This is a genomic window from Streptomyces sp. NPDC087263 (assembly GCF_044744645.1).
Classification (GTDB): domain Bacteria; phylum Actinomycetota; class Actinomycetes; order Streptomycetales; family Streptomycetaceae; genus Streptomyces.
In genome coordinates this window covers 299,785-318,612 of record NZ_JBIUYT010000004.1, presented here as the reverse complement: position 1 = coordinate 318,612, position 18,828 = coordinate 299,785, and the positions used below count along the sequence as shown (strand labels likewise).

Below are 18,828 nucleotides of genomic sequence, written 5' to 3'. Positions count from 1 at the left end.
AGGGGGATCGGGATGACCACGGGGACCAGGACGACCGCGAGGACCGGGGGAGTGCGGAGCGGCCGGGCGGCACGCGCCGTGAGCGCGGCGGCCCTGTGCGTGCTCGCACTCGCGGGCTGTTCGGCGCAGGCGGTGGCCGGGGGGACACCGCAGGAGGCGAACGCCCGGGTGGCGGACGCGAAGCCGAGTGTCACGGCGAAGCCCACGCCCAAGCCCACGCAGACGCCTCTCAAGACGCTGGACGGCGCGCACGTCAACATCGCCGACGGACAGACCGTGGGTGTCGGTATGCCGATATCCGTCACCTTCGACCACCCGATACCTGCCACCGAACGGGCCGACACCGAGCGGCAGTTGAAGGTCTCGGCCGATGTCGAGGGCTCCTGGAGCTGGGTCAAGGACCGCAATCTTCTGGACGGGCAGCGCGTCGACTTCCGTCCGCGCGAGTACTGGAGTCCTGACAGCGAGGTCACCGTCCGGGCCGGCTCCGGGATCGCCCGACACTTCACCGTCGGCCGTTCGCTCGTCGCCACGGTCGACGTCCGCAGCCACACCATGACGGTGGTCAAGGACGGCCGGACCCGGACCGTTCCGGTCACCGCGGGCGCCCCGGGCATGGACACCTGGAACGGCACGATGGTCGTCTCCGACAAGCAGCGCGAGGTCTTCATGGACTCGCGCACGGTCAACTACGGCGACGCGTACGCGGGTTACTACTCCTACGCCGTCCACCTCACCACCTCGGGCACCTACCTCCACGAGAACCCGAAGGCCAACACGTACGCGGGCAACCAGAACGTCACGCACGGCTGCGTCGGGCTCGCGACGGACGGCACCGCGAAGCGGTTCTACGACGAGGTCATCCCCGGCGACGTCGTCGAGGTCGTCGGCTCGAAGGACACCGTCGACGTCGGCAACGGCTACGGCGACTGGAACGCGAGCTGGGAGCAGTGGCGGGCGGGCAGCGCGCTGACGTGACCCACCGGCCGAAGAAATCCGGCGCCTGTGTCATCCCGGCTGTGGCCGCCGGGAGTTCTGAGGAGTGGAGAGGCGCTCTCCGACCCACAGCAGTGCTCGCCCCACAGCAGTGCTCGCCCCACAGCAGTGCTCGTCCCACAGCAGCACTGGTCTCACTCATCCGGATCCTCAAGGGTCCGCGCAACACGAGGAGTTGTCCGTCCATGACACGGATGTCCACGACACGGATACAGCAGTACGTGGCCGTCGCGGCGGTCGCCGCCGCGCTGGTGGCGGTGCCCACGGTGTCGTACGCCGCCGCGCCGGGGAGGGCGGCGTACGACACCGCCAGGCAGACGCCTTCGGCACAGATCGTCGCCCCCGGCGAGCACGTCACGGGCGGCGAACCCGGCTTCGAGCTCTGGCTCACCGAGGACGGCAAGCACTGGACCACACCCGACAATCCCGAGCCGCAGTTCCGCAGCGTGGTCGACGGGAACATCGACCTCAGCCGGCCGGGCGTCTCGGTCCAGGCGGAGGGCGTTCAGGGGCACTACGTCCTCTCCGGCCTCTACTACGGCGGCAAGGGCACCGCCTCGCGGGTCGCCCTCGAGACCTCGGTCGGGACCGTGCACGGCAAGCTGCTGGAGCTGGCGGGCAGGCCGGGCTGGGGCGTCTGGTACGCCACCGCCGACGTGCCGGTGAGCGATGAGGGTGGCTTCGACGCCTTCCACTCCATCACCGTCTACGACACCAGAGGCCGGGTCTACTCCCAGCTGAAGCTGAACTGAGCCCGCGGGCGGGGGAGTCGGGTTGTTCAGGTCTCGACTCCCCCGCGCCGCCCCTTCCCCCCACGAACCCGATTCCAAAGGGACACCGCCGGCCGTGCAGCACAACTCCACCGACGCCACCGAAGTCCCTTCCGCTGACGGCGAGTTCGCCACGTACGCCGCCGCCGCGTGGCCCCGCCTGGTGCGCACCGCGCACATGCTCACCGGCGACTTCCACGAGGCCGAGGATCTCGTCCAGACCACGCTCGTCAAGGTGTACGCCCGCTGGCGGCGCATCCCGCGCGACGACGTCGACTTCTACGTACGCCGCTCGCTGGTCAACAACAACCTCAGCCGGGTGCGCAGAAGACGGGTCGTCCATCTGCTGACGCCGTTCCTGCCCGAGCGGATACACCTGCGCGAGCCGGGGCACGCCGAGGCCGTCGAGCAGCGGGCGGCGTTCGGCCAGGCCCTGGACTCGCTTTCGGCGCGGCAGCGGGCCGTGCTGGTGCTGCGCTACTGGGAGGACCTGGGCGAGGCCGAGATCGCGCAGCTGCTCGGCTGCTCGGTCGGCACGGTCAAGACCCATGCCCGGCGCGGCCTGGAGTCCCTGCGCGTCCACCCCCTGTTCGCCGGCCGACACCCCGTTTCCGGAGCCCGCCCATGAACCGCCCCTCCCGTCCGCAGAGTCCCACCTCGGAGCCCGAGGGCCTGTACGAGGAGCTGCACGAGGCTTTCGCCGAGGCCGCCCTCGACGTCATGCCCTCCGCCGTGCCGATCGCCGCCATCGAGCGCGCGGGCCGACGGCGCAGACGGCGCCGTACGGCCGCGGCGCTGGGGGCCGCCTGCGGGGTGCTGCTGGTGCCGCTGGCCGTGGTGGTGCTCCGCGCGGACCTGTCCTCCGGGCAGGGCGAGAGCGAGCGGGTCACGCCGCCGGCCGCGAGCGCCGGTCCGACGCCCTCCCCTTCCATGGAGCTCGCCGGGAAGGTGCGGATCGTGACGCCCGGCGAGCGGGTGGAGGTCTCGCCCGGCACCGAGATCTGGCTCACGGAGGACGGCAAGCACTGGTCGGAGCCGGACCACCCGACCCAGTTCCGCAGCGTGAGCGACGGCAACCTCGACCTGAGCAGTCCCGGCGTCAGCGTCCAGGAGTCGACGCACGACGGCGTCTCCTTCCTCTCCGGCATCTTCCACGGCCCCGGCGAACCGGCCCGCGTCGAGGTGAAGACCGTCGCGGGCTACATCGACGGCACCGCGCTCACGCTGGCGGGTGAGCCCGGCTGGGGCGTCTGGTACGCGGAGGTGAAGGTGCCGCAGTCCCAGACGCCGACCTCGGACTCGCAGACGGCCGGTGTCGCCGAGAGAGTCACGGTGTACGACTCCGCGGGCGGAGTGATCGCGAGCCAGGAGTTCGCCACATGAGGGACACCCTGCGCAGCGCCCGCGCGGCTGTACGGAGTGGTGCGGCCACCGTTCGCGCCCGGCGCGCCGGCCTCGTACGCCGGGTCCGTGCCCGTCGTACGCGCGTCCGCCGCACCCGTGGCCGCCGGCTGCGCCGCACCCTCGCCGTACTCCTCGTCCTTCTCCTCACCCTCGTCGGCGCGGCCGTGGTGGCGTACCGGATGACGGACATCCCCGAGCCGCACCCGGAGACGGCGATGCAGAGCACGGTCTTCGTCGACTCGCACGGGGACTACCTGGGCAGACGCGGCCCGGTGGACCGGCAGGAGGTGCCGCTCTCCCAGGTCCCGCGTCACGTGCAGGAGGCGGTGATCGCCGCCGAGAACCGGTCCTTCCGTACGGACACGGGGGTCGCCCCGACCGCGATCGCGCGGGCGGCGCTCGCCGCGGTGACCGGGGGTGCCCCGCAGGGCGGTTCGACGATCACGCAGCAGTACGTGAAGAACGCGCTGCTGAGCCCCGAGCAGACCTTGTCCCGCAAGGCGCGGGAGGCCCTGATCGCGGTCAAGCTGGACCGCACCCGGTCGAAGGACGAGATCCTTCAGGGCTACCTCAACACCGTCTACTTCGGGCGGGGCGCGGCCGGCATCCAGGCCGCCGCCCGGAACTACTTCGGCGTGGACGCCAAGGACTTGACGATCAGTCAGGGAGCGGCGCTGGCGGGCATCGTCAACATCCCCTCGTACTACGAGAAGGCGGGCTCCGACCCGGAGGTGACGGACACGCTGGTGGCCCGGTGGGAGTGGGTACTGGACGCGATGGCGGACAGCGGCGCCGTCACGGCCGCCGAGCGGAGCGCGGCGCGTTTCCCGGCCTTCCGTTTCTATCCGCCCGGTGACACGGACGGGCAGCGGCAGTACCTGATCGACGCGGCCGCTGCGGAGGCCGCCGACCGCCTCGGCATCACCCAGGACGAGCTGGCCCGCGGCGGCTACACCGTCCACACCACCTTCGACCTCGCGGCCCAGAACGCGGCGGCGGAGATGGTCGACGACGCCAAGTTTTCGGACAAGGATCTTCAACTCCACACCTCCGTCGTCGCGCTGGTGCCCGGCGACGGAGCGGTCCGGGTGCTGTACGGCGGCGCGGACTACGCGCGGCAGCCCTTCAACGACGCGCTGAACGGCGCCGTGGAGGCGGGCACGGCGCTCCAACCGTTCGCCGGGACGAAGCTCGGCGCTCCGCTGACGGACCTGCCACGCAAGACCGCACCCACCCCCTTGGAGCTGGCCTCGGCATGGGCCACGGCAGCGGCCCAGGGCACGTACGCCGAGCCCTACACGGTCGCGAAGATCACCCGGGCCGGGCACACCGTGTACAAGGCGCAGCCCCGCACCCACACCGCGATGGAGCCCTTCGCCGGCGAGATGATCGCCAAGCGCCTGTACAGCGGGACCACCGGCCCCATCGGCCCGGTGCCCGCGCACACCGGCGGCGCCGGAACCCGCACCCTCTGGCAGACCACGTACGACGACCGGCTCGCCGTCACCGTCGCCCTCTTCGCCCAGCACCCCGCCGAAGGCAAACAGCCGGCCCGCACGGCCCAGCTCCCTTCCGGCACCTCCGACCTGGCCCTCCGCGTCAACGTGGACGTACGGAACCGGCTGGCCCCGGGGGCCTGGGAGGCAGCCGTACCCGTCCCGGAGCCGACAGACCAGCCGTGGCAGAACCCGGAGTGACACACAGCGCACGGCACGCACAGTGACCTCGGCCCCGTCTCCGCCGGACCGGCCCGACGGCACACACCATGACCCCGCCCCGCCACCACCGGACCGCCCCGACGAGACACACTGTGACCTCGCCCCCCGCCCGTGTCAGAGCAGCCCGGCGAACAGTCCGGCGGACCTGCCGGACCACCGAGGCTCTGTCCGAACGGTTGAGCCCAGGAAGCGATCCAGAGCCGAGATCGACTCCGCCCAGAGCCGGGATCGAGACCTTCAAGCTCTACCGCAGGCCGAAATAGGGCCCATACTGGTTCTACGATGACGAAGCCATCCGCGCCCCGGCGCCACCTGCCCACCAGCCCCTTCGCCGCCCCGGTCGTCCCCGTGGCCAAGGAGTTCAGCCTCGGAGACCGCGTCTCCCACGACCAGTACGGCCTGGGCACGATCGTCGGTGTCGAAGAGGGCATCGCGATGCTCGTCGACTTCGGCGCCCGCCAGGTCCGCGTCCTCAGCCCCTACACCCGGATGGACCGGCTCTGACCCGCACATAGTGACTGGTCCGTCACCCGTCCACCTCCACCCCCGTCCACCTCACCCCGCGACAGCCGCCTCCGCAGCGTGCGGAACCCGCGGTGAGCGGCGGTGGAGGTGGACGACTACGTTCGGGCGCCCGCACAGATAGGTCAGCGCCTGGGCTCCCCGCCCCGGCGTCTTCGCGGGCAAGGGCCTCGCCGGCATCGAGACGGACGGCGATCCGGAGCTGCTGGCCCGCCTCCTCTCGTACGCCTCGGAGCCGCCGGACAAAGCGTTCCCCATCGTGACGCCCTAACGGCGCTCGTACGGGTTCGCCGGTTCCTTCACCTTCCGCACCGATGTCGAGTCCAGTACGGGCGGCCAGGCCTCGTCCGAGCCGAGTTTGCCCTTGGGGTGCCAGGTGCCGGTGACGGTGACCCAGGTGTCGTTCACGGGGGCGTCGGCGCCGGTGATCTGGATCTTGTACGTGCTCGCGTCGGCCGCGCAGCACGTGATGAGGAGCCGGGCCAGATACCAGGTCCCGTTGTCGCCCCGGGTGACGAAGCCCGTCATCCGGACCGTGCGGCCCGTCAGCGATTTGCCGCTGTCGTAGATCGCCCGGGAGGTGTACTCGCCCAGGGTCAGGTCCACCGGATCCCCCGAGGGGAGAGCCGGGAACGTCCCGATTCCCTGGGCCGCGCGCTGCTCCGCCTCGCGGTCCGCGCTGTACGAGCCGAGGGCGGGGGGCGGGAAGAGGAGGAGCGCGGCCGCGGGGATGGCGAGGAGCCAGGCGATACGGGGGGCGCGGTGGTGGTCGTGACGGTGACCGTCGTCGCCTTCGAGCTCCTCGAGCTCGTCGGGCTCGTCGGGCTCCTCGAGCTCGTCGGGCTCCTCGTGGTCGTGCGTCCTCGTCGCGCGTACGGCGCTCAGCGCGCCCAGCGCCAGCAGGACCACCCCGGACGCGATGAGGTACACCTTGAGCCCCGCCTGCACGTACCGCAGGTACAGGTCGCTGAAGAGGGTGATTCTCAGTACCGCCGCTCCGCTGAGCAGGAGCAACAGCGCGGGCCCGTAGCGCCTCACAGCAGCCACCACCCGACCAGGGCACTGCTCACCAGAGCCACCACCCATGTCACGGAGGAGAAGCGCGCGGCGAAGGACTTTCCGAAGGTTCCCGCCTGGAGGGCGATCAGTTTCAGGTCCACCATCGGGCCGACCACCATGAAGACCAGCCGCGCGGTGGGCGAGAAACCCGTCAGGGAGGCGGCCACGAAGGCGTCGGCCTCGCTGCACACGCAGAGCACGACGGCCAGTACGGCGAGCAGCAGTACCGACAGCCACGGGGAGCCGGTGAAGAGGTCGAGGATGGACCTCGGGACCACGATGTTGAACGTCGCTGCCGCCCCCGCGCCCAGGACGAGGAACCCGCCCGCGTGCAGGAAGTCGTGCTGGAGCCCGGCGCGGAAGCCGTCCCAACGGGAGCCGGTGGTTTTCGTACGGGCCGGCTTCGGCAGCCGGATCCACTCCTCCCTCCCGAAGCGGACCCACAGCCAGCCCATCACGACGGCCGTCGCGAGGGAGGCGAGCAGCCGGGCGAGCACCATCATCGGGTTGGCCGGGAAGGCGATCGAGGTGGCCACCATCACGACCGGGTTGATCGCGGGAGCGGAGAGCAGGAACGCGAGGGCGGCGGCCGGGGTGACCCCGCGGCGCATCAGGCTCCCCGCGACGGGGACCGAGGCGCACTCGCAGCCCGGGAGTACGACGCCGGCCACGCCGGCCACGGGTACCGCAAGCGCCGGGTTGCTGGGGAGCAGCTTGCTGAAGACCCGCTCGGGGACGAAGGCGCCGATCGCCGCCGACACGAGTGTGCCGAGCAGGAGGAAGGGGACGCCCTGTACGGCGACGGCCGTGAAGACCGTCCACCACGCCGCCATCGCGGGGGTGGCGAGGTCCAGGACGACCATCGGGCCGAGCACCGAGGCGACGGTGCCTATCGCTGTCAGCGCGAGTCCGCCGAGGACCAGGTAGACGAGGGTGCGGGCGGCGATGCGCACGCCGTCGGCCAGACCGCGCCGGCGCGCCGGGTAGTGCTGGTTCTCCACGCGCCTGGTTCCCGCCTGCCCTTGGGTGTCCCGCTCGTACGCCCCCGCAGGTTAACCGGGGGCGCTGTGCGGGGGCCCGCAATCGCCGAGGAGGGGGCTGTGCGGGGCGCTGAGGTGGTCATTTCACCCCCTTCGCCCCCACCCGTCCGTCCGTCCCTTGTCTTGTCTTGTCCCTGGAGGCTGCCGCCCCCAGACCCCCGCATCGGCCTGAACGGCCTCGTCCTCACACGCCGGACGGGCTGAAAGATCTCTCCCGGCCGATAGAAGCGGAACAAGGTCGTCCGCCGAGCTGTTGGCTGCTTCGTCGGTCCAACACTTGGTACAAGGAGTAGCGATCATGACTAAGGGATCCGCACTGATCGTCGGAGTCGGCCCCGGTCTCGGGCTGGCGCTTGCGGCGGCGTTCGCCGGGGACGGCCACCCTGTGGGGCTGTTCGGACGTGACGCGGCGCGCCTCGACACGCACGTGTCCGAACTGACCGCCGAGGGCCGCACGGCGCGCGCCTACCCGGTGGATGCGGCCGATCCCGAAGGCCTGGAGGCTGCGCTCACGCGTGCCGCGGACGAGTTGGGGTCGCCGGAGGTGCTCGTGTACAACGCGGCCCTGATGAGGGCTGACACGCCCACCGAGCTGGATGCGCGGGAGTTCGCGCACACCCTCGCGGTCAACGTCACCGGAGCCGTCGTCGCGGCCCGAACGGTCCTCCCGCTCCTGCGTGACGGCCGGGGGAGCCTGCTGTTCACCGGTGGCGGTCTGGCTCTGGACCCCTCGCCCGAGTACACGTCCCTGTCGGCGGGCAAGGCGTCGCTGCGGGCCTACGTCCAGGCTCTCCACAAGCAGCAGCAGGGCTCCGACGTGCACGTGACCACCGTGACCGTCAGTGGCTCCATCGGTGGTGACAACCCGCGTTTCTCTCCCGGGACACTGGCCGCCGCCTACCTGAACCTCCATCAGCAGCCGCAGGACCAGTGGCAGGCCGAACTCCTCTACACCTGATGGCGTGAAGCCGTCGGATGCCTTTCCTCGGATGCCTTTCCGGGGGCGGAAAAACCCTTACAGCGGGGGCTGGGCCGGTGCCGGGCCCAAGGTCGTGGTGCCCGGGGCCGTGCGGTGGCCCAGGCCCGTGCGGTAGGCGTCGAGGGCCGCTTCCACTCGGCCGGTGCGGCGGAGGAGGTCACCGAGGAGGCGGCAGAGGTCGGCGAGGTCGCCCGCCGCGCCGGCGCGTTCCAGGAGGCTCAGCGCACGCACGTAGTGCTCCTCCGCCGACTCGGTGTCCCGGGCGTCCTCCGCGATGATCCCGAGGAGCCGGTGCGCACCGGCCGAGTGGACGGCGCCCCGCTCGGGACTGAGGTCACCGAGCACCTCGTGAAGCAGCGCGGCGGCCTCCTCGGACTTGCCGCGCCGGTGCAGTACGTCCGCCAGCTCGACGGCGACCTGGCTGGTGTAGAGGGCGGCACGCTTGGCGGAGAGCATGGCGCGGGCCTCTCGCAACTCGGCCTCGGCACGCTTCAGTTCACCGTTCTGGACGTACAGGTACCCGCGCATCCAGTGACAGTTGGCGAGTTCCGTACGGATCTGGAGGTGGCGGTAGAGCTCGGCGGCCTTGGCCAGCGAGGCGTCGGCCTCCGCCATCCGGCCCTCGGCGATCATCGTCCGGGCGACCGACCTGTGCATACGGGCCACCAGCGCCGGGTCGCCCACCTGCGGCGCCAGCGCGAGGGCGAGCTCCGCGGCCTGAGCGGCGCGGGCGTGCGCGCCCATGTCCATGTAGGGCGCGATGATGCCGGTGTAGAGGAGCAGGAGGGCGTCCGGGTCGTGCATCCCGGTGCGGTTCAGTTCGTCGAGGGTGGACTCGAACAGGTAGCAGGAGTAGCGGAGTTCACCGGCGAGGTAGTGGGATACGGCACGGCCACGGATGGCCGGTACGCGGTTCGGCAGCGGGGCGTCACCCAACCGCCCCTCGGACTCCTCGAACCGCTTCTGCGCCGTTTCCAGGTCCCCTGTCTCCAGGGCGCATTCACCGAGCCCGAGCAGCGCGGCGGCCTGCTCGGCGACCAGCCCGTGCGCGTTCGCCTCCGCGAGGAGCCCGTCGTACTGCTCCGCCGCGACCTCGGCCTCGCCGGTGGCGAGGGTGCGCTGCGCGTCGGTGAGCCGTAGCCGCAGGTCGGTGGCGAGATGGGCGGGACGGCCGGTGGCCAGTTCCTCGTACGCCACCCCGAGGCGCTCGGCGATGTGCCTGAGCGCCGGGTCGGAGGCCCGCACCCGCCCGGCCTCCAGGGTGGATATATAAGCGGGCGTATACACCGGTTCCGCCAATTGCTTCTGCGTCAACCCGCGTTTCATACGCAGTTGTTGGACTCTGCGCCCGATGATCTCCGGGTCGTCGCGCTCCGCCATGACTTAAGCATGCCAGTAAGCCCACTTACATTCGGTCAACTCTTGACTATTATTCCAACTCCCCTTGCTTCCCTTGCCCTTTGACACTCTCAAGCCCTACGTTAAGCGCGAGGTTAAGCCCGCTTAATACGCCGCTGTCGTTGCGAGGTCGCCATGCTCCGACGTATTACCACCCGCTACTCAAGAGGCTTCGGCGCGGCTGTCATCGCCATCGCCGCCCTGCTCCTGGCCGCGAACGCGGGCCCCGCACGGGCGGCCGACCCCGTACCGGTCGCGGCCGTGGCACGCTAGCCCCGGCCCTCCCCCTCAGGACCCCTTCCCACCGCTGGGCTACCGCGCGGAGACGTGGCCCACGAAGGCCGAGAAGGCGGTCGGGCTCACCGTGAAGACCCCGGCTTCGGGATTCTTGGAGTCGCGGAGGGCGATGTGGGGGGTGAGATCGGCGACTTCGACGCATTCGCCGCCGGTGTTGCCGCTGTAGGTCGACTTGCGCCACTCGGCGGTACCGAGGGGGGCGCACTCCACGCAGTCGCCGCCGCTGGATCCGCTGTACGACGACTTACGCCACTGAGCGCGCGTCAGGTCCTGGATGCTCCCCATAGCGTTCCTCCATCACGCGAGCGATCAGTGCCGCCGAATCCTCTACGGAGAGAGCGGCGGCCTGCAAGTGAGCGTAACGGAGCGCGGCTTCACGTACAGTCTCCGGGTTGGCAGTCATGTGACCCGAGATGAGGTCTTCCGTGTAGACGATGTCCGGGTCGTCCTCGAACCGCATGCCCGTGAACGACCCGATGAGGCTGGCGTGCTCACCAGCCTCGTACGGCAGCACCTGGATACGCACCCAACGACGGTCGACGAAACTCAACAGGTGCGCGAGTTGCTTGCGCATGACCTCGCGGCCGCCGATCGGTCGATGCAGTGCCGCCTCGTCCAGGACAACCCATGCCAGCGGCGGACGCTCGCGTGCCAGGATGCGCTGACGTTCCATCCGCGCGGCGACCAGCTCATCGAGCTTGCGCGGCATACCCGTTGCCAGCACCGCTCTGGCGTACTCCTCTGTCTGCAGAAGCCCGTAGACCATCTGCGCCTGATACGTGGAGATGTACGTCGCCCTCGCCTCCATCTCCGCATACTGCTGGAACCAATGCGGAAGTTGGCTCCTGAGCACCAGTCCGATGAGTCGCGAAAACGCCCCGTCCGTCATCAGTGCCGCGTCGACCCGCTCGGCGAAATCCCTGGTCGGGACCTTGTGGGCGGTCTCGATCTGCCCGATCAGGGACCCCGTACAGAAGATGACGGAGCCCAGCTCGCCCTGTTTCATACCCGCCGCTTCTCTCCGGCGGCGCAGCTCGAAGCCGAAGTAGTCCAACGGGGAGGCGCTGGGATCGAGTGCGCGGATGTTGGGCATGGGACGGTCACCCCCGGGTCCGAACGCCGGACGGCGTTCAATTCAGTCTGTAGCCGAGCGTAATCACTCCACTCCACGCTGGTGACATGAATCACGCAACCGACCCCCCGCACGCGGCGATTGCCGCGAGGTACGGCATCAACTTCACCGTCGGTGAGCACTCGGCGCGGCATCTGCGGCGCATCCTGCGGGCGTACCTGATCGCCTGGGAGATGCCGGAGCTGAACGACGCCGCCGCGCTCGCGCTGACCGAGCTGGTCGCAAACGTCGTACGCCATGTGCCGGACCGGCGGGCGGCGCTGCTGATGCTGTGGCAGGCGGACGGCGTACGGGTGGAGGTGACCGACACGTGTCCGCGGCCACCGTTGTCCACAGCTGTGGATGAGCTCGGGGAGGGCGGGCGGGGGCTGGTGATCGTGGAGGGGGTCACCGACCGGTGGGGGTGGAACCCGCTGCCGGGACGGGCGGGGAAGACGGTGTGGTTCGAGTGTCACGTCAAGCGGGACCCAGCGTGACGCAAAACAGCACAAAAGGTCACACTCCGCCCCGTCGGGGCACGCTTCCCCGGTCTACGCTGCGTTCATGACCTCTGCCGCCGCACGCGCCGCGTTGGACATCACCGCCGACCTCCCGGTCTCCGCGCTGGAGGACTTCTACCGGGACCTGCACCGCCATCCCGAACTGGCCTTCCAGGAGCACCGCACGGCGGCGAAACTGACCGAGCGTCTGACCGAGGCGGGGTACGAGACGTACGAGGGCATCGGCGGCACCGGAGTCGCCGGGCTGCTGCGCAACGGCGACGGCCCGACCGTGCTGCTGCGCGCCGACATGGACGCGCTGCCGGTGACCGAGGAGACCGGGCTGGCGTACGCCTCCGGGGCGCCCGGTGTGATGCACGCCTGCGGGCACGACATGCATGTGACCTGGCTGGCCGGCGCGGCGGCGGCGCTGGCCGCCGGGCGTGACGCCTGGTCCGGGACGCTGCTCGTGGTCGGGCAGCCCGCCGAGGAGCCCGGCAAGGGCGCGGCCGCGATGCTCGCGGACGGGCTCTACCAGCGCGTCCCGCGCCCCGATGTGCTGCTCGGCCAGCATGTGGCGCCCGGGCCCGCGGGCCTGTACGCGCATGTGCCGGGGCTGATCATGTCGGCGATGACGGACATCGACATCGTGGTGCACGGGCGGGGCGGCCACGGGTCACGGCCGGAGACGACCGTCGACCCGGTGGTGACCGCCGCGTACCTCGTGACCCGGCTACAGACCGTCGTCAGCCGCGAGATCGCCCCGCGCGAGTCGGCCGTCCTGACCGTCGGTCGTATCGAGGCGGGCACGGCCTCGAACATCATCCCCACGACCGCCCGTATCTCCCTCAACCTCCGTACGCAGTCCGAGGCGGTGCGGGACCGGATGATCGCCGCCGTTCACCGGATCGCCGAGGGCGAGTGCCTCGCCGCGGGCTGCCCGCGCGAGCCCGAGGTGACGCTGGGCAACAGCTTCCCGGCGACGGTGAACGACGCGGAGACCGACCACCGTGTCGCCGCCGTCCACCGTGAGGTGTTCGGCGCGGCCACCGTCTTCGACTCCGGCCCGATGATGGGCAGCGAGGACTTCTCGCAGCTCGCGGAGGGCAAACTGCCGTACGCCTACTGGTTCGTGACGAGCACCCCGGCCGCGGTGTGGGACCAGGCGCCGGGCGAGGACCTGATGACGAGGTTCGACGCCGTCCCCAGCAACCACAGCCCGCTCTTCGCGCCCGACCTGTCCGTGGTCGCACCGGGCGTACGGACGCTGGTGTCGGGGGCGCTCGCGTACCTCGCCCTCGCCGACTAGCCGACTAGCCGGCGAGTTCCGTCGCCCGGAGCTCGTCCAGGTGTTTCTGTACGTGACTCAGTGCGCCCTCGCGGCGGCCGGGGACCCGGCGGCGCAAGTGGGCCAGGGCGGCGCCGAGTTCGCGGGCCTGTGCCGCGTCGGCGATGCTGCCCCACTGGTGGTGGGCGCGGTCGGCGGCCGTCTCGACGGCGGGCGCGTCCGGGGGCTGGCCGGCGCCGAGCCTGGCGTTCGCGACCGCGAGCCAGGTCCGGCAGCTGCGGACCGGGTCCCCCGCGAACATCGCCAGGTCCGCACGGACTTCCATCCAGTGCAGCACCTGCTCGGCGGCGGGGCCGTGCGTCCGGGCGGCCTCCTGCTCCTGCCGCGCGGCAAGCGCGTCGGCGTCACCGTGCCGCTCGGACTGCACAGCGGCACTGATGAGGGCATGCGGGTCGGCGGCTTCCGATTTCAGCCCGTCCGGCGTTTGAGGACGAGCGCGTTCAGCGCGATACGGGGGTCTGGGGGCGGAGCCCTCAGGTACGGGTTGGGCAGGGGCGGAGGGGGCGAAAAACCCTCCCCCGGCACCAGCTCCGGGCACCGTCGGATCCCACTGCAACACCATGTCCCCGTACCCGCCCTCCCCTGCGATGCGCATCAGCGCGTGCTGATGGAGCTGCGGAAGCGGCGGGCGGTAGCCACTGCGCAGGAGGGTGGCGACCGCCTTCATGTACGTCGGCGACGCCACCGTACGGCGCGGCGGTGGCGGCGCGACACGGCCGTACAGCGCGGCGGTCCGGCCCGCGGTGAGCGGGTGCGCGGTGAGGTGCTGCCAGGTTTCCGGGTCGGCGTGGAGGTCGGCCACGATGCTGGTCGTGCCCGGCGGGCGCAGCCTGAGTTCCTCGGCGATCCAGTGCCAGGGGAAGGCGGTGTAGCGGACCGTCGCGGGGGTGGTGCGGGCCAGGGCGAGATGGAGGAGGCGCTGGCGGCGGTCGAGTTGGAGCTGGCCCGTCACGAACACCGTCAGCGGGCCAAGGGCCGCCGCCGCGGCGCGGAGCCGGGTGAGGACGGCCTGCGGCTCCAGCGGGTCGGCGAGTTCCACCACGTTCGCGGTGTCCGCGCCGGACAGCACGGCGGGGGACACCGCCGCGAGCACGGGAAGCACGGAGGCCGCGTCCACGAGACACCCCTTGCCCACCGGCGAGGCCGCAAGGAGCAGCACGGTTCCGGGCACAGGTTCCCTCCCCATCGATCACGTACGCCAGCACCGTAACCGCTGCGCCTGCGAAGGAGGGAGACAGGGGTGCAAACGCCCGGCTATGACGCGGCTTGTACCCCTGTCGCGGGCGGCTGCCGACGTCGTACGGCGAAGATCGTCGTGTCGTCGGCCAGTCGGCCGCCGCAGTGCCGCAGGGTGGCGTCGCGGACGAACTCCGCGAGGCGCTGCGGATCGGCGATGCCCGGATCCGCGGCCACGGCGTGCGCCACTCTGTCGCGGAGCGGGAAGAAGACCCCTGCGCTGTCGCGGGCCTCGGTCACCCCGTCCGTGACGAGGAGCAGGGTCTCGCCGGAGACGAGCGGGACGACGATCAGCGGCGCCGAGTGCCGCGTCAACTCGCTGAGCCCGAGCGGGAGTCCGTCCCCGGGCGGCAGCGACCGCACCCCGTCGGGGGTGATCACGAGCGGCGGATCATGGCCGAAGTTCATGACCTCGACGGTGTCGAGGGAGGCGGGCGGCGCCGGGTCGTCGGGAGAGACCGGGCCCTCGGGCGGATTCGCGCTGTCCCGCCGGGTCGGGCCGTCCCAGGCGGCCCGGGGAAAGCCGACCAGGATCGCCGTCGCGAAGCGGTCGTCCTCGTCGTTGCCGAGCGCGGCGCAGTAGTCGGCGTGCCGGAGCATGCGGATCTCCAGGCGGTCGGCGACGGTGCGCAGGAGGGGCTCGTGGTAGGCGGACTCGCGGAAGGTGCCAAGGAGCGCGGCCGCCGTCTCCACCGCCTTGAGTCCCTTGCCCTGGACGTCGCCGAGGAGCACGCGGGTGCCGTACAGGCCCGGCTGGATGTCGTAGAAGTCGCCGCCGACACGGGCCTCGCTGTCGGCGGCGAGATACACGGCCGCGTGTTCCAGACCGCCCCAGCCCGGTGCCAGCGGGCGCAGCAGGGTGCGCCGGGTGGTCTCCGCGACGTCCTGCATGTGCAGCATGCGCCGCTCACCGCGGACCCGGACCGCGCAGGCCAGCGTCGCGAGGATGCCGCCCACGGCGACGAGGATGAAGTCGGGCAGGCCGGTCTGGTACTGGTGCGGCCAGGACGTGTCGACGGTGAAGTAGGTGATCAGCGAGAGCACCGCGTACGCGCCCGTGCCCCACACCCCGCAGATCGCCGCCGCGATACCCGGCACGAGCACGATCCAGGAGATGATCCGGAACTCGCCGGAGGTGTTCGCGTCGGCCAGCGTGATGCCGATGAGGAGGAGCAGCGGCGGCACCCAGCCGACGCTGCGGCCGCGCAGCCGCAGGATCTTCTGCCGCTGGACCGCGTCCGGCCTTCCAGCGGGGGGCAGTTGCTCGATTTCGGACCGCCGGCTGCCCATCGCCGTACCGCCTCTTTCTCGTGCCCGTCAGTATGCGACCGACATCCGGGCCCGCGGATGGGCGTCCTTCTCCAGCTCGTCGACGAAGGCTACCGCGTAGTCCTCGGCGCTGATCCGGCCGCCGTGGAGGTCGTCGGTGAGCAACTGATCGCCGCCGATACGGAAGCGGCCGGTGCGTTGGCCGGGGGCGATCTCGGGGGCGGGGGACACGTAGGTCCAGTCGAGGTCGTCGTCGAGGGTGCGGAGGTAGGTGAGGACGTCGCGCTGGGCGAGGGCCTCGGGGAGGTAGGCCTCGGGGAAGCCGGGCTGGTCCGCCAGTGCCTGACCGGGCGCGACCTCCAGACTGCCCGCTCCCCCGGCGACCACGAGCCGCCGTACGCCTGCCGCCCGGACCCCCTCCACCAACGACTGGTTCATCGCGAGGAAGGGCGCCTGGGGATTCGTACCGTCCCGGGGCGGCGCGCACGCCGAGGCCACCGCGTCCGCGCCCGCCACCAGCTCCGCGACCTTCGCCCGGTCCGAGACGTCCGCCGCCGCCGTGGTCACGCCGGGGACCGGGGACTGCCCGGACCTGCTCACGGCCGTGACCTGGTGCCCTCGTGCCGAAGCCTCCGTGGCGATACGGCTGCCGACCATCCCGGTGGCGCCGAAAAGTATGAGCTTCATGAAGCTCAGCGAAACACGGTGCGCTGAGCCCCGCATCCCGACTTGCCAGCCACTCGGGCGAGGTGTGCCCTGGAGGCAGGGGCGAGGAGAGAGGAGTGCTCCCATGGCTCAGGCAGCACCCGCATCACCGGCGTCAGGGACACCACGTACCACCGGACCTGATCAGCCCGGCATCATCGACGACCTCATCGGCGCGCGGGCCGCGAACGCCCTGAAGTGGGCGACGCCCGTCGTCGGCGGTCTCGTCTACGGCTTCTGGGCGGCGGCCATCAACCGCGAAACCGGTGCGATCACGGGCTGGAACGTGCTGTTCGGCTTCGTCTGCGCGATCGCGTTCGCCGCGGCCTGGACCGGCGTCCGCATGATGGCGCCGCTGATGCGCCGCGAACTGCACGCGCTGATGTGGATGGCGTTCGCGGGCTTCGCGTTCGGCTTCATCTACAGCCAGACCGGCGCGAGCATCCTGCGGTCCGTGATGATGTCGCTGGCGGTCGCGGTGAGCGTGTTCGCGGCGCTCTTCTACCACTACTACACCCACGAGGACGCGGAGGGTCAGCGGGTCAAGTGACCTCCCACGTACGGCATGGCATACGGCACACGAGGCCCCGGCGCAGCAGCCGGGGCCTCGTGTGTCTCCCTCACTCACCTATCCCCTGGGACTCCAGTCCCAGGAGCTCGCGGAGGAGCCGGAGATGCTCCAGCTCCACGATCCGGAGGCGCTGAAGCTCCAGGAGCCCGAGCCGGACGAACTCGACGCACTCGACGAACTCGAGGAGGAGCCACCGTTGTTCCAGCTGTTGTCGCCGTTCTTCCAGTTGTCGTCGTCCCAGGCCCCGTCCTTCCAGCCGGGGCACGGGTCCTGGCAGCTGGGCACCCCCTGCCTGCCGATGTCCACGAACGCGGCGCTGGCCCAGCCCTGCGCCCCGACGAGCCAGAACCAGTCCGTGTTGCCGAAGACGCTCTGTCCCTGCACGGCACACAGGACGCGGTCCTGACTGCCCGGCGAGAGCCTGTCGACGACGGACGAGTAGGCGGTGGGCTCCTGTCGTACGTTCATGTCACCGCGGGAGACGACGGTGCCCCATATGGGACTGTCCGAGCCGCCGCCACCGGAGGTGGTGTGCGCCGGCGTGGCCGCCGCCGAGGTGCCCGCCACGGCGACGGTGAGAACACCGCCGGTGAACAGGCCCACAGCAAGGGTCCGCAGGGCCGGGTTGGTGCGCATATCGGCCTCCTTTTCCCCAGAACCAGGTAACACCCGTTCGGGTGAGGGCTCCACCGGAGAGAGCGCGGTCCGTGCGGTTACTGGGCCGCGGAGGGGTGCGGGGGGTACGTGGGGAGCACGGGGTGAGCACGGGGTGAGCACGTGGGGAGCTCTGCACCGGAGCTCGGCTCCCCGTACGGCTTGTCATATGCGCCCATTTGCAGCCAAAAGGCTCGCACCGGGCGGCATGGGGGCCTTGCCTGGAGGGGTGTCCCACCGTGCCCGCAGCGCCCTGTCGGCCGCGCTGATCCTTCTCGCCTGTCTGCTCACGCCGCTGGGCGCGCTCTCGGCCTGGGCGCTGTACGGGATCGGCGACACGGCTCGTTACGAGGCCACGATGGCGCCGCTGGCCGCCGACGCGGACGTACGGGACGCGATCGCGGCCGGGGTCACCGACGAGATCATGCGGGAGGTCCACGTACGGCCGCGGATGCAGGGGCCGGTGAACTCCTTCGTACGGGACGCGGTGCGCTCGTTCACGCAGACGGAGGCGTACGTCACGGCGTGGGAGGCGGCGAACACGGCCACGCACGACGCCGTGATGCGGGCGCTGCGCGACGACAGCGAGGGGGCGGTGACCGTCGACCTCGCGACCGTCACCGAGCGGGTGAAGCTCCAACTCACCGACGACCACATGCCGTTGGCGAACCGTATCCCCGTCGAGCACACCGAGGTCACGGTGCTCGGGGCCGAGGAACTGGTCGAGCTCCGGAAGGGTTTCCACGTGCTCGAAGTCGCCGCCTTCTGGCTGCCGGCCGCCTCCGTCGTCCTCACCCTCGCGGGGATCCTCGTCGCGGTGTGCCGCCGCCGGGCGGTCCTCGCGACGGGGCTGGGCACCGCGCTGGGCGCCGCGCTGCTCGGCGCCGCGATCGCCGTCGGCCGCCGGCTCACCCTCTCCGACCTGCCGCCCGGCGTCTCCGACACGGCGGCGGGTGCGGTGTACGACGCCCTCACGTCCACACTCCGCCTCGCCTGCTGGCTGCTCCTCGCCCTCGGCGTCACCGTGGCCGTCACCGCCCTGCTCACCGGCGCGTACGCCCGGCACCGGCACCGGCGGCGGGCGGCCACGACGGCGCCCGCGCAGGCTCCGGCAGGGGAGGCGACGACACAGATCCGGGCCTGACGGCACCGCCCCTCCAGGTACCTCACCCGTTCGGCCCACCCCTGATGCGTGCCTTCGCCGCCGGAGCGAACCTGCCATTGACCTCCAGGCCCGCCCAGAGGAGACGC

Annotated in this window: 21 protein-coding genes; 12 read left to right on the top strand and 9 right to left on the bottom strand. The window is 71.2% G+C overall.

Annotated elements, in window-relative coordinates:
- The first annotated feature begins 12 nt into the window (after positions 1–12).
- From ACIPC1_RS14765 to ACIPC1_RS14740, 6 genes are all read left to right on the top strand, one after another.
- Positions 13–978 (top strand): L,D-transpeptidase, encoded by a 966-nt coding sequence (locus tag ACIPC1_RS14765; RefSeq protein WP_402516819.1) that lies wholly within the window; start codon positions 13–15, stop codon positions 976–978.
- Between the two features lie 203 nt (positions 979–1,181).
- A complete protein-coding gene (locus ACIPC1_RS14760) occupies positions 1,182–1,748 on the top strand; it encodes a hypothetical protein (protein WP_402516817.1) in 567 nt (188 codons plus the stop codon).
- Positions 1,749–1,842: 94 nt separating this feature from the next.
- Positions 1,843–2,394 (top strand): SigE family RNA polymerase sigma factor, encoded by a 552-nt coding sequence (locus ACIPC1_RS14755; protein WP_402516815.1) that lies wholly within the window; start codon positions 1,843–1,845, stop codon positions 2,392–2,394.
- Positions 2,391–3,149: a hypothetical protein gene (locus ACIPC1_RS14750; protein ID WP_402516814.1), complete on the top strand. Its 759-nt coding sequence runs from the start codon at positions 2,391–2,393 to the stop codon at positions 3,147–3,149. The genes ACIPC1_RS14755 and ACIPC1_RS14750 overlap by 4 nt, the downstream gene beginning before the upstream one ends.
- Positions 3,146–4,867 carry a transglycosylase domain-containing protein gene (locus ACIPC1_RS14745; protein ID WP_402516812.1) on the top strand — a complete coding sequence of 574 codons (1,722 nt, stop codon included), beginning with the start codon at positions 3,146–3,148 and terminating at the stop codon, positions 4,865–4,867. Before ACIPC1_RS14750 ends, ACIPC1_RS14745 begins: the two co-directional genes overlap by 4 nt.
- 303 nt (positions 4,868–5,170) lie before the next feature.
- Positions 5,171–5,392, top strand: a complete 222-nt coding sequence (locus ACIPC1_RS14740; RefSeq protein ID WP_081218430.1) for a hypothetical protein — start codon at positions 5,171–5,173, stop codon at positions 5,390–5,392.
- A 285-nt stretch (positions 5,393–5,677) separates the two neighbouring features.
- Here ACIPC1_RS14740 and ACIPC1_RS14735 read toward each other — a convergent pair whose 3' ends face one another.
- Together ACIPC1_RS14735 and ACIPC1_RS14730 are read right to left on the bottom strand one after the other, a co-directional pair.
- Positions 5,678–6,448 carry a TIGR03943 family putative permease subunit gene (locus ACIPC1_RS14735; protein WP_402516811.1) on the bottom strand — a complete coding sequence of 257 codons (771 nt, stop codon included), beginning with the start codon at positions 6,446–6,448 and terminating at the stop codon, positions 5,678–5,680.
- Positions 6,445–7,470: a permease gene (locus ACIPC1_RS14730; protein WP_402516809.1), complete on the bottom strand. Its 1,026-nt coding sequence runs from the start codon at positions 7,468–7,470 to the stop codon at positions 6,445–6,447. The genes ACIPC1_RS14735 and ACIPC1_RS14730 overlap by 4 nt, the downstream gene beginning before the upstream one ends.
- Before the next feature lie 337 nt (positions 7,471–7,807).
- On the opposite strand from ACIPC1_RS14730, the gene ACIPC1_RS14725 reads away from it, so the two are divergent.
- Positions 7,808–8,467, top strand: a complete 660-nt coding sequence (locus tag ACIPC1_RS14725) for an SDR family NAD(P)-dependent oxidoreductase (RefSeq protein WP_402516807.1) — start codon at positions 7,808–7,810, stop codon at positions 8,465–8,467.
- Positions 8,468–8,524: 57 nt separating this feature from the next.
- Here the strand turns inward: ACIPC1_RS14725 and ACIPC1_RS14720 are convergent, their stop codons facing one another.
- Positions 8,525–9,868, bottom strand: coding sequence for a helix-turn-helix domain-containing protein (locus ACIPC1_RS14720; protein ID WP_402516805.1), 1,344 nt, complete (start codon positions 9,866–9,868; stop codon positions 8,525–8,527).
- Positions 9,869–10,021: 153 nt separating this feature from the next.
- Here ACIPC1_RS14720 and ACIPC1_RS14715 point away from each other — a divergent pair, with 153 nt between their 5' ends.
- The gene (locus tag ACIPC1_RS14715; protein WP_402516804.1) at positions 10,022–10,159 is read left to right on the top strand and encodes a hypothetical protein; all 138 of its coding nucleotides are present in this window, start codon (positions 10,022–10,024) and stop codon (positions 10,157–10,159) included.
- Positions 10,160–10,198: 39 nt separating this feature from the next.
- Here the strand turns inward: ACIPC1_RS14715 and ACIPC1_RS14710 are convergent, their stop codons facing one another.
- Positions 10,199–10,468 carry a DUF397 domain-containing protein gene (locus ACIPC1_RS14710; protein WP_402516803.1) on the bottom strand — a complete coding sequence of 90 codons (270 nt, stop codon included), beginning with the start codon at positions 10,466–10,468 and terminating at the stop codon, positions 10,199–10,201.
- Entirely contained in the window at positions 10,428–11,276 is an 849-nt protein-coding gene (locus ACIPC1_RS14705; protein WP_402516802.1) for a helix-turn-helix domain-containing protein, read from the bottom strand. Before ACIPC1_RS14705 ends, ACIPC1_RS14710 begins: the two co-directional genes overlap by 41 nt.
- Positions 11,277–11,362: 86 nt before the next feature.
- Here ACIPC1_RS14705 and ACIPC1_RS14700 point away from each other — a divergent pair, with 86 nt between their 5' ends.
- Both ACIPC1_RS14700 and ACIPC1_RS14695 read left to right on the top strand, forming a co-directional pair.
- On the top strand, positions 11,363–11,791 hold the full coding sequence (locus ACIPC1_RS14700) for an ATP-binding protein (protein WP_402516801.1): 429 nt from the start codon (positions 11,363–11,365) through the stop codon (positions 11,789–11,791).
- A 67-nt stretch (positions 11,792–11,858) separates the two neighbouring features.
- Positions 11,859–13,103 carry an amidohydrolase gene (locus ACIPC1_RS14695; RefSeq protein ID WP_402516800.1) on the top strand — a complete coding sequence of 415 codons (1,245 nt, stop codon included), beginning with the start codon at positions 11,859–11,861 and terminating at the stop codon, positions 13,101–13,103.
- 4 nt (positions 13,104–13,107) lie between these two features.
- On the opposite strand, the gene ACIPC1_RS14690 is transcribed toward ACIPC1_RS14695, so the two are convergent.
- From ACIPC1_RS14690 to ACIPC1_RS14680, 3 genes are all read right to left on the bottom strand, one after another.
- Entirely contained in the window at positions 13,108–14,313 is a 1,206-nt protein-coding gene (locus ACIPC1_RS14690) for a hypothetical protein (RefSeq protein ID WP_402516798.1), read from the bottom strand.
- An 83-nt stretch (positions 14,314–14,396) separates the two neighbouring features.
- Complete coding sequence (locus ACIPC1_RS14685; protein ID WP_402516797.1) at positions 14,397–15,668, bottom strand: PP2C family protein-serine/threonine phosphatase; 1,272 nt, start codon at positions 15,666–15,668, stop codon at positions 14,397–14,399.
- Between the two features lie 27 nt (positions 15,669–15,695).
- Positions 15,696–16,334: an NAD(P)-dependent oxidoreductase gene (locus tag ACIPC1_RS14680; RefSeq protein WP_402516794.1), complete on the bottom strand. Its 639-nt coding sequence runs from the start codon at positions 16,332–16,334 to the stop codon at positions 15,696–15,698.
- Positions 16,335–16,437: 103 nt separating this feature from the next.
- On the opposite strand from ACIPC1_RS14680, the gene ACIPC1_RS14675 reads away from it, so the two are divergent.
- The gene (locus tag ACIPC1_RS14675) at positions 16,438–16,902 is read left to right on the top strand and encodes a hypothetical protein (protein WP_402516793.1); all 465 of its coding nucleotides are present in this window, start codon (positions 16,438–16,440) and stop codon (positions 16,900–16,902) included.
- 78 nt (positions 16,903–16,980) lie between these two features.
- Here the strand turns inward: ACIPC1_RS14675 and ACIPC1_RS14670 are convergent, their stop codons facing one another.
- Complete coding sequence (locus tag ACIPC1_RS14670; RefSeq protein WP_402516791.1) at positions 16,981–17,559, bottom strand: SH3 domain-containing protein; 579 nt, start codon at positions 17,557–17,559, stop codon at positions 16,981–16,983.
- Positions 17,560–17,806: 247 nt separating this feature from the next.
- Between ACIPC1_RS14670 and ACIPC1_RS14665 the strand changes: the two genes are divergently transcribed.
- Positions 17,807–18,721: a hypothetical protein gene (locus tag ACIPC1_RS14665; RefSeq protein ID WP_402516789.1), complete on the top strand. Its 915-nt coding sequence runs from the start codon at positions 17,807–17,809 to the stop codon at positions 18,719–18,721.
- Positions 18,722–18,828: the final 107 nt, after the last annotated feature.

Coding starts and splice junctions, on each gene's coding strand:
- ACIPC1_RS14765 (WP_402516819.1), top strand. CDS start 13: ATGACCACGGGGACCAGGACGACCGCGAGGACCGGGGGAGTGCGGAGC.
- ACIPC1_RS14760 (WP_402516817.1), top strand. CDS start 1,182: ATGACACGGATGTCCACGACACGGATACAGCAGTACGTGGCCGTCGCG.
- ACIPC1_RS14750 (WP_402516814.1), top strand. CDS start 2,391: ATGAACCGCCCCTCCCGTCCGCAGAGTCCCACCTCGGAGCCCGAGGGC.
- ACIPC1_RS14745 (WP_402516812.1), top strand. CDS start 3,146: ATGAGGGACACCCTGCGCAGCGCCCGCGCGGCTGTACGGAGTGGTGCG.
- ACIPC1_RS14740 (WP_081218430.1), top strand. CDS start 5,171: ATGACGAAGCCATCCGCGCCCCGGCGCCACCTGCCCACCAGCCCCTTC.
- ACIPC1_RS14725 (WP_402516807.1), top strand. CDS start 7,808: ATGACTAAGGGATCCGCACTGATCGTCGGAGTCGGCCCCGGTCTCGGG.
- ACIPC1_RS14720 (WP_402516805.1), bottom strand. CDS start 9,868: ATGGCGGAGCGCGACGACCCGGAGATCATCGGGCGCAGAGTCCAACAA.
- ACIPC1_RS14715 (WP_402516804.1), top strand. CDS start 10,022: ATGCTCCGACGTATTACCACCCGCTACTCAAGAGGCTTCGGCGCGGCT.
- ACIPC1_RS14710 (WP_402516803.1), bottom strand. CDS start 10,468: ATGGGGAGCATCCAGGACCTGACGCGCGCTCAGTGGCGTAAGTCGTCG.
- ACIPC1_RS14705 (WP_402516802.1), bottom strand. CDS start 11,276: ATGCCCAACATCCGCGCACTCGATCCCAGCGCCTCCCCGTTGGACTAC.
- ACIPC1_RS14700 (WP_402516801.1), top strand. CDS start 11,363: ATGAATCACGCAACCGACCCCCCGCACGCGGCGATTGCCGCGAGGTAC.
- ACIPC1_RS14695 (WP_402516800.1), top strand. CDS start 11,859: ATGACCTCTGCCGCCGCACGCGCCGCGTTGGACATCACCGCCGACCTC.
- ACIPC1_RS14685 (WP_402516797.1), bottom strand. CDS start 15,668: ATGGGCAGCCGGCGGTCCGAAATCGAGCAACTGCCCCCCGCTGGAAGG.
- ACIPC1_RS14680 (WP_402516794.1), bottom strand. CDS start 16,334: ATGAAGCTCATACTTTTCGGCGCCACCGGGATGGTCGGCAGCCGTATC.
- ACIPC1_RS14675 (WP_402516793.1), top strand. CDS start 16,438: ATGGCTCAGGCAGCACCCGCATCACCGGCGTCAGGGACACCACGTACC.
- ACIPC1_RS14670 (WP_402516791.1), bottom strand. CDS start 17,559: ATGCGCACCAACCCGGCCCTGCGGACCCTTGCTGTGGGCCTGTTCACC.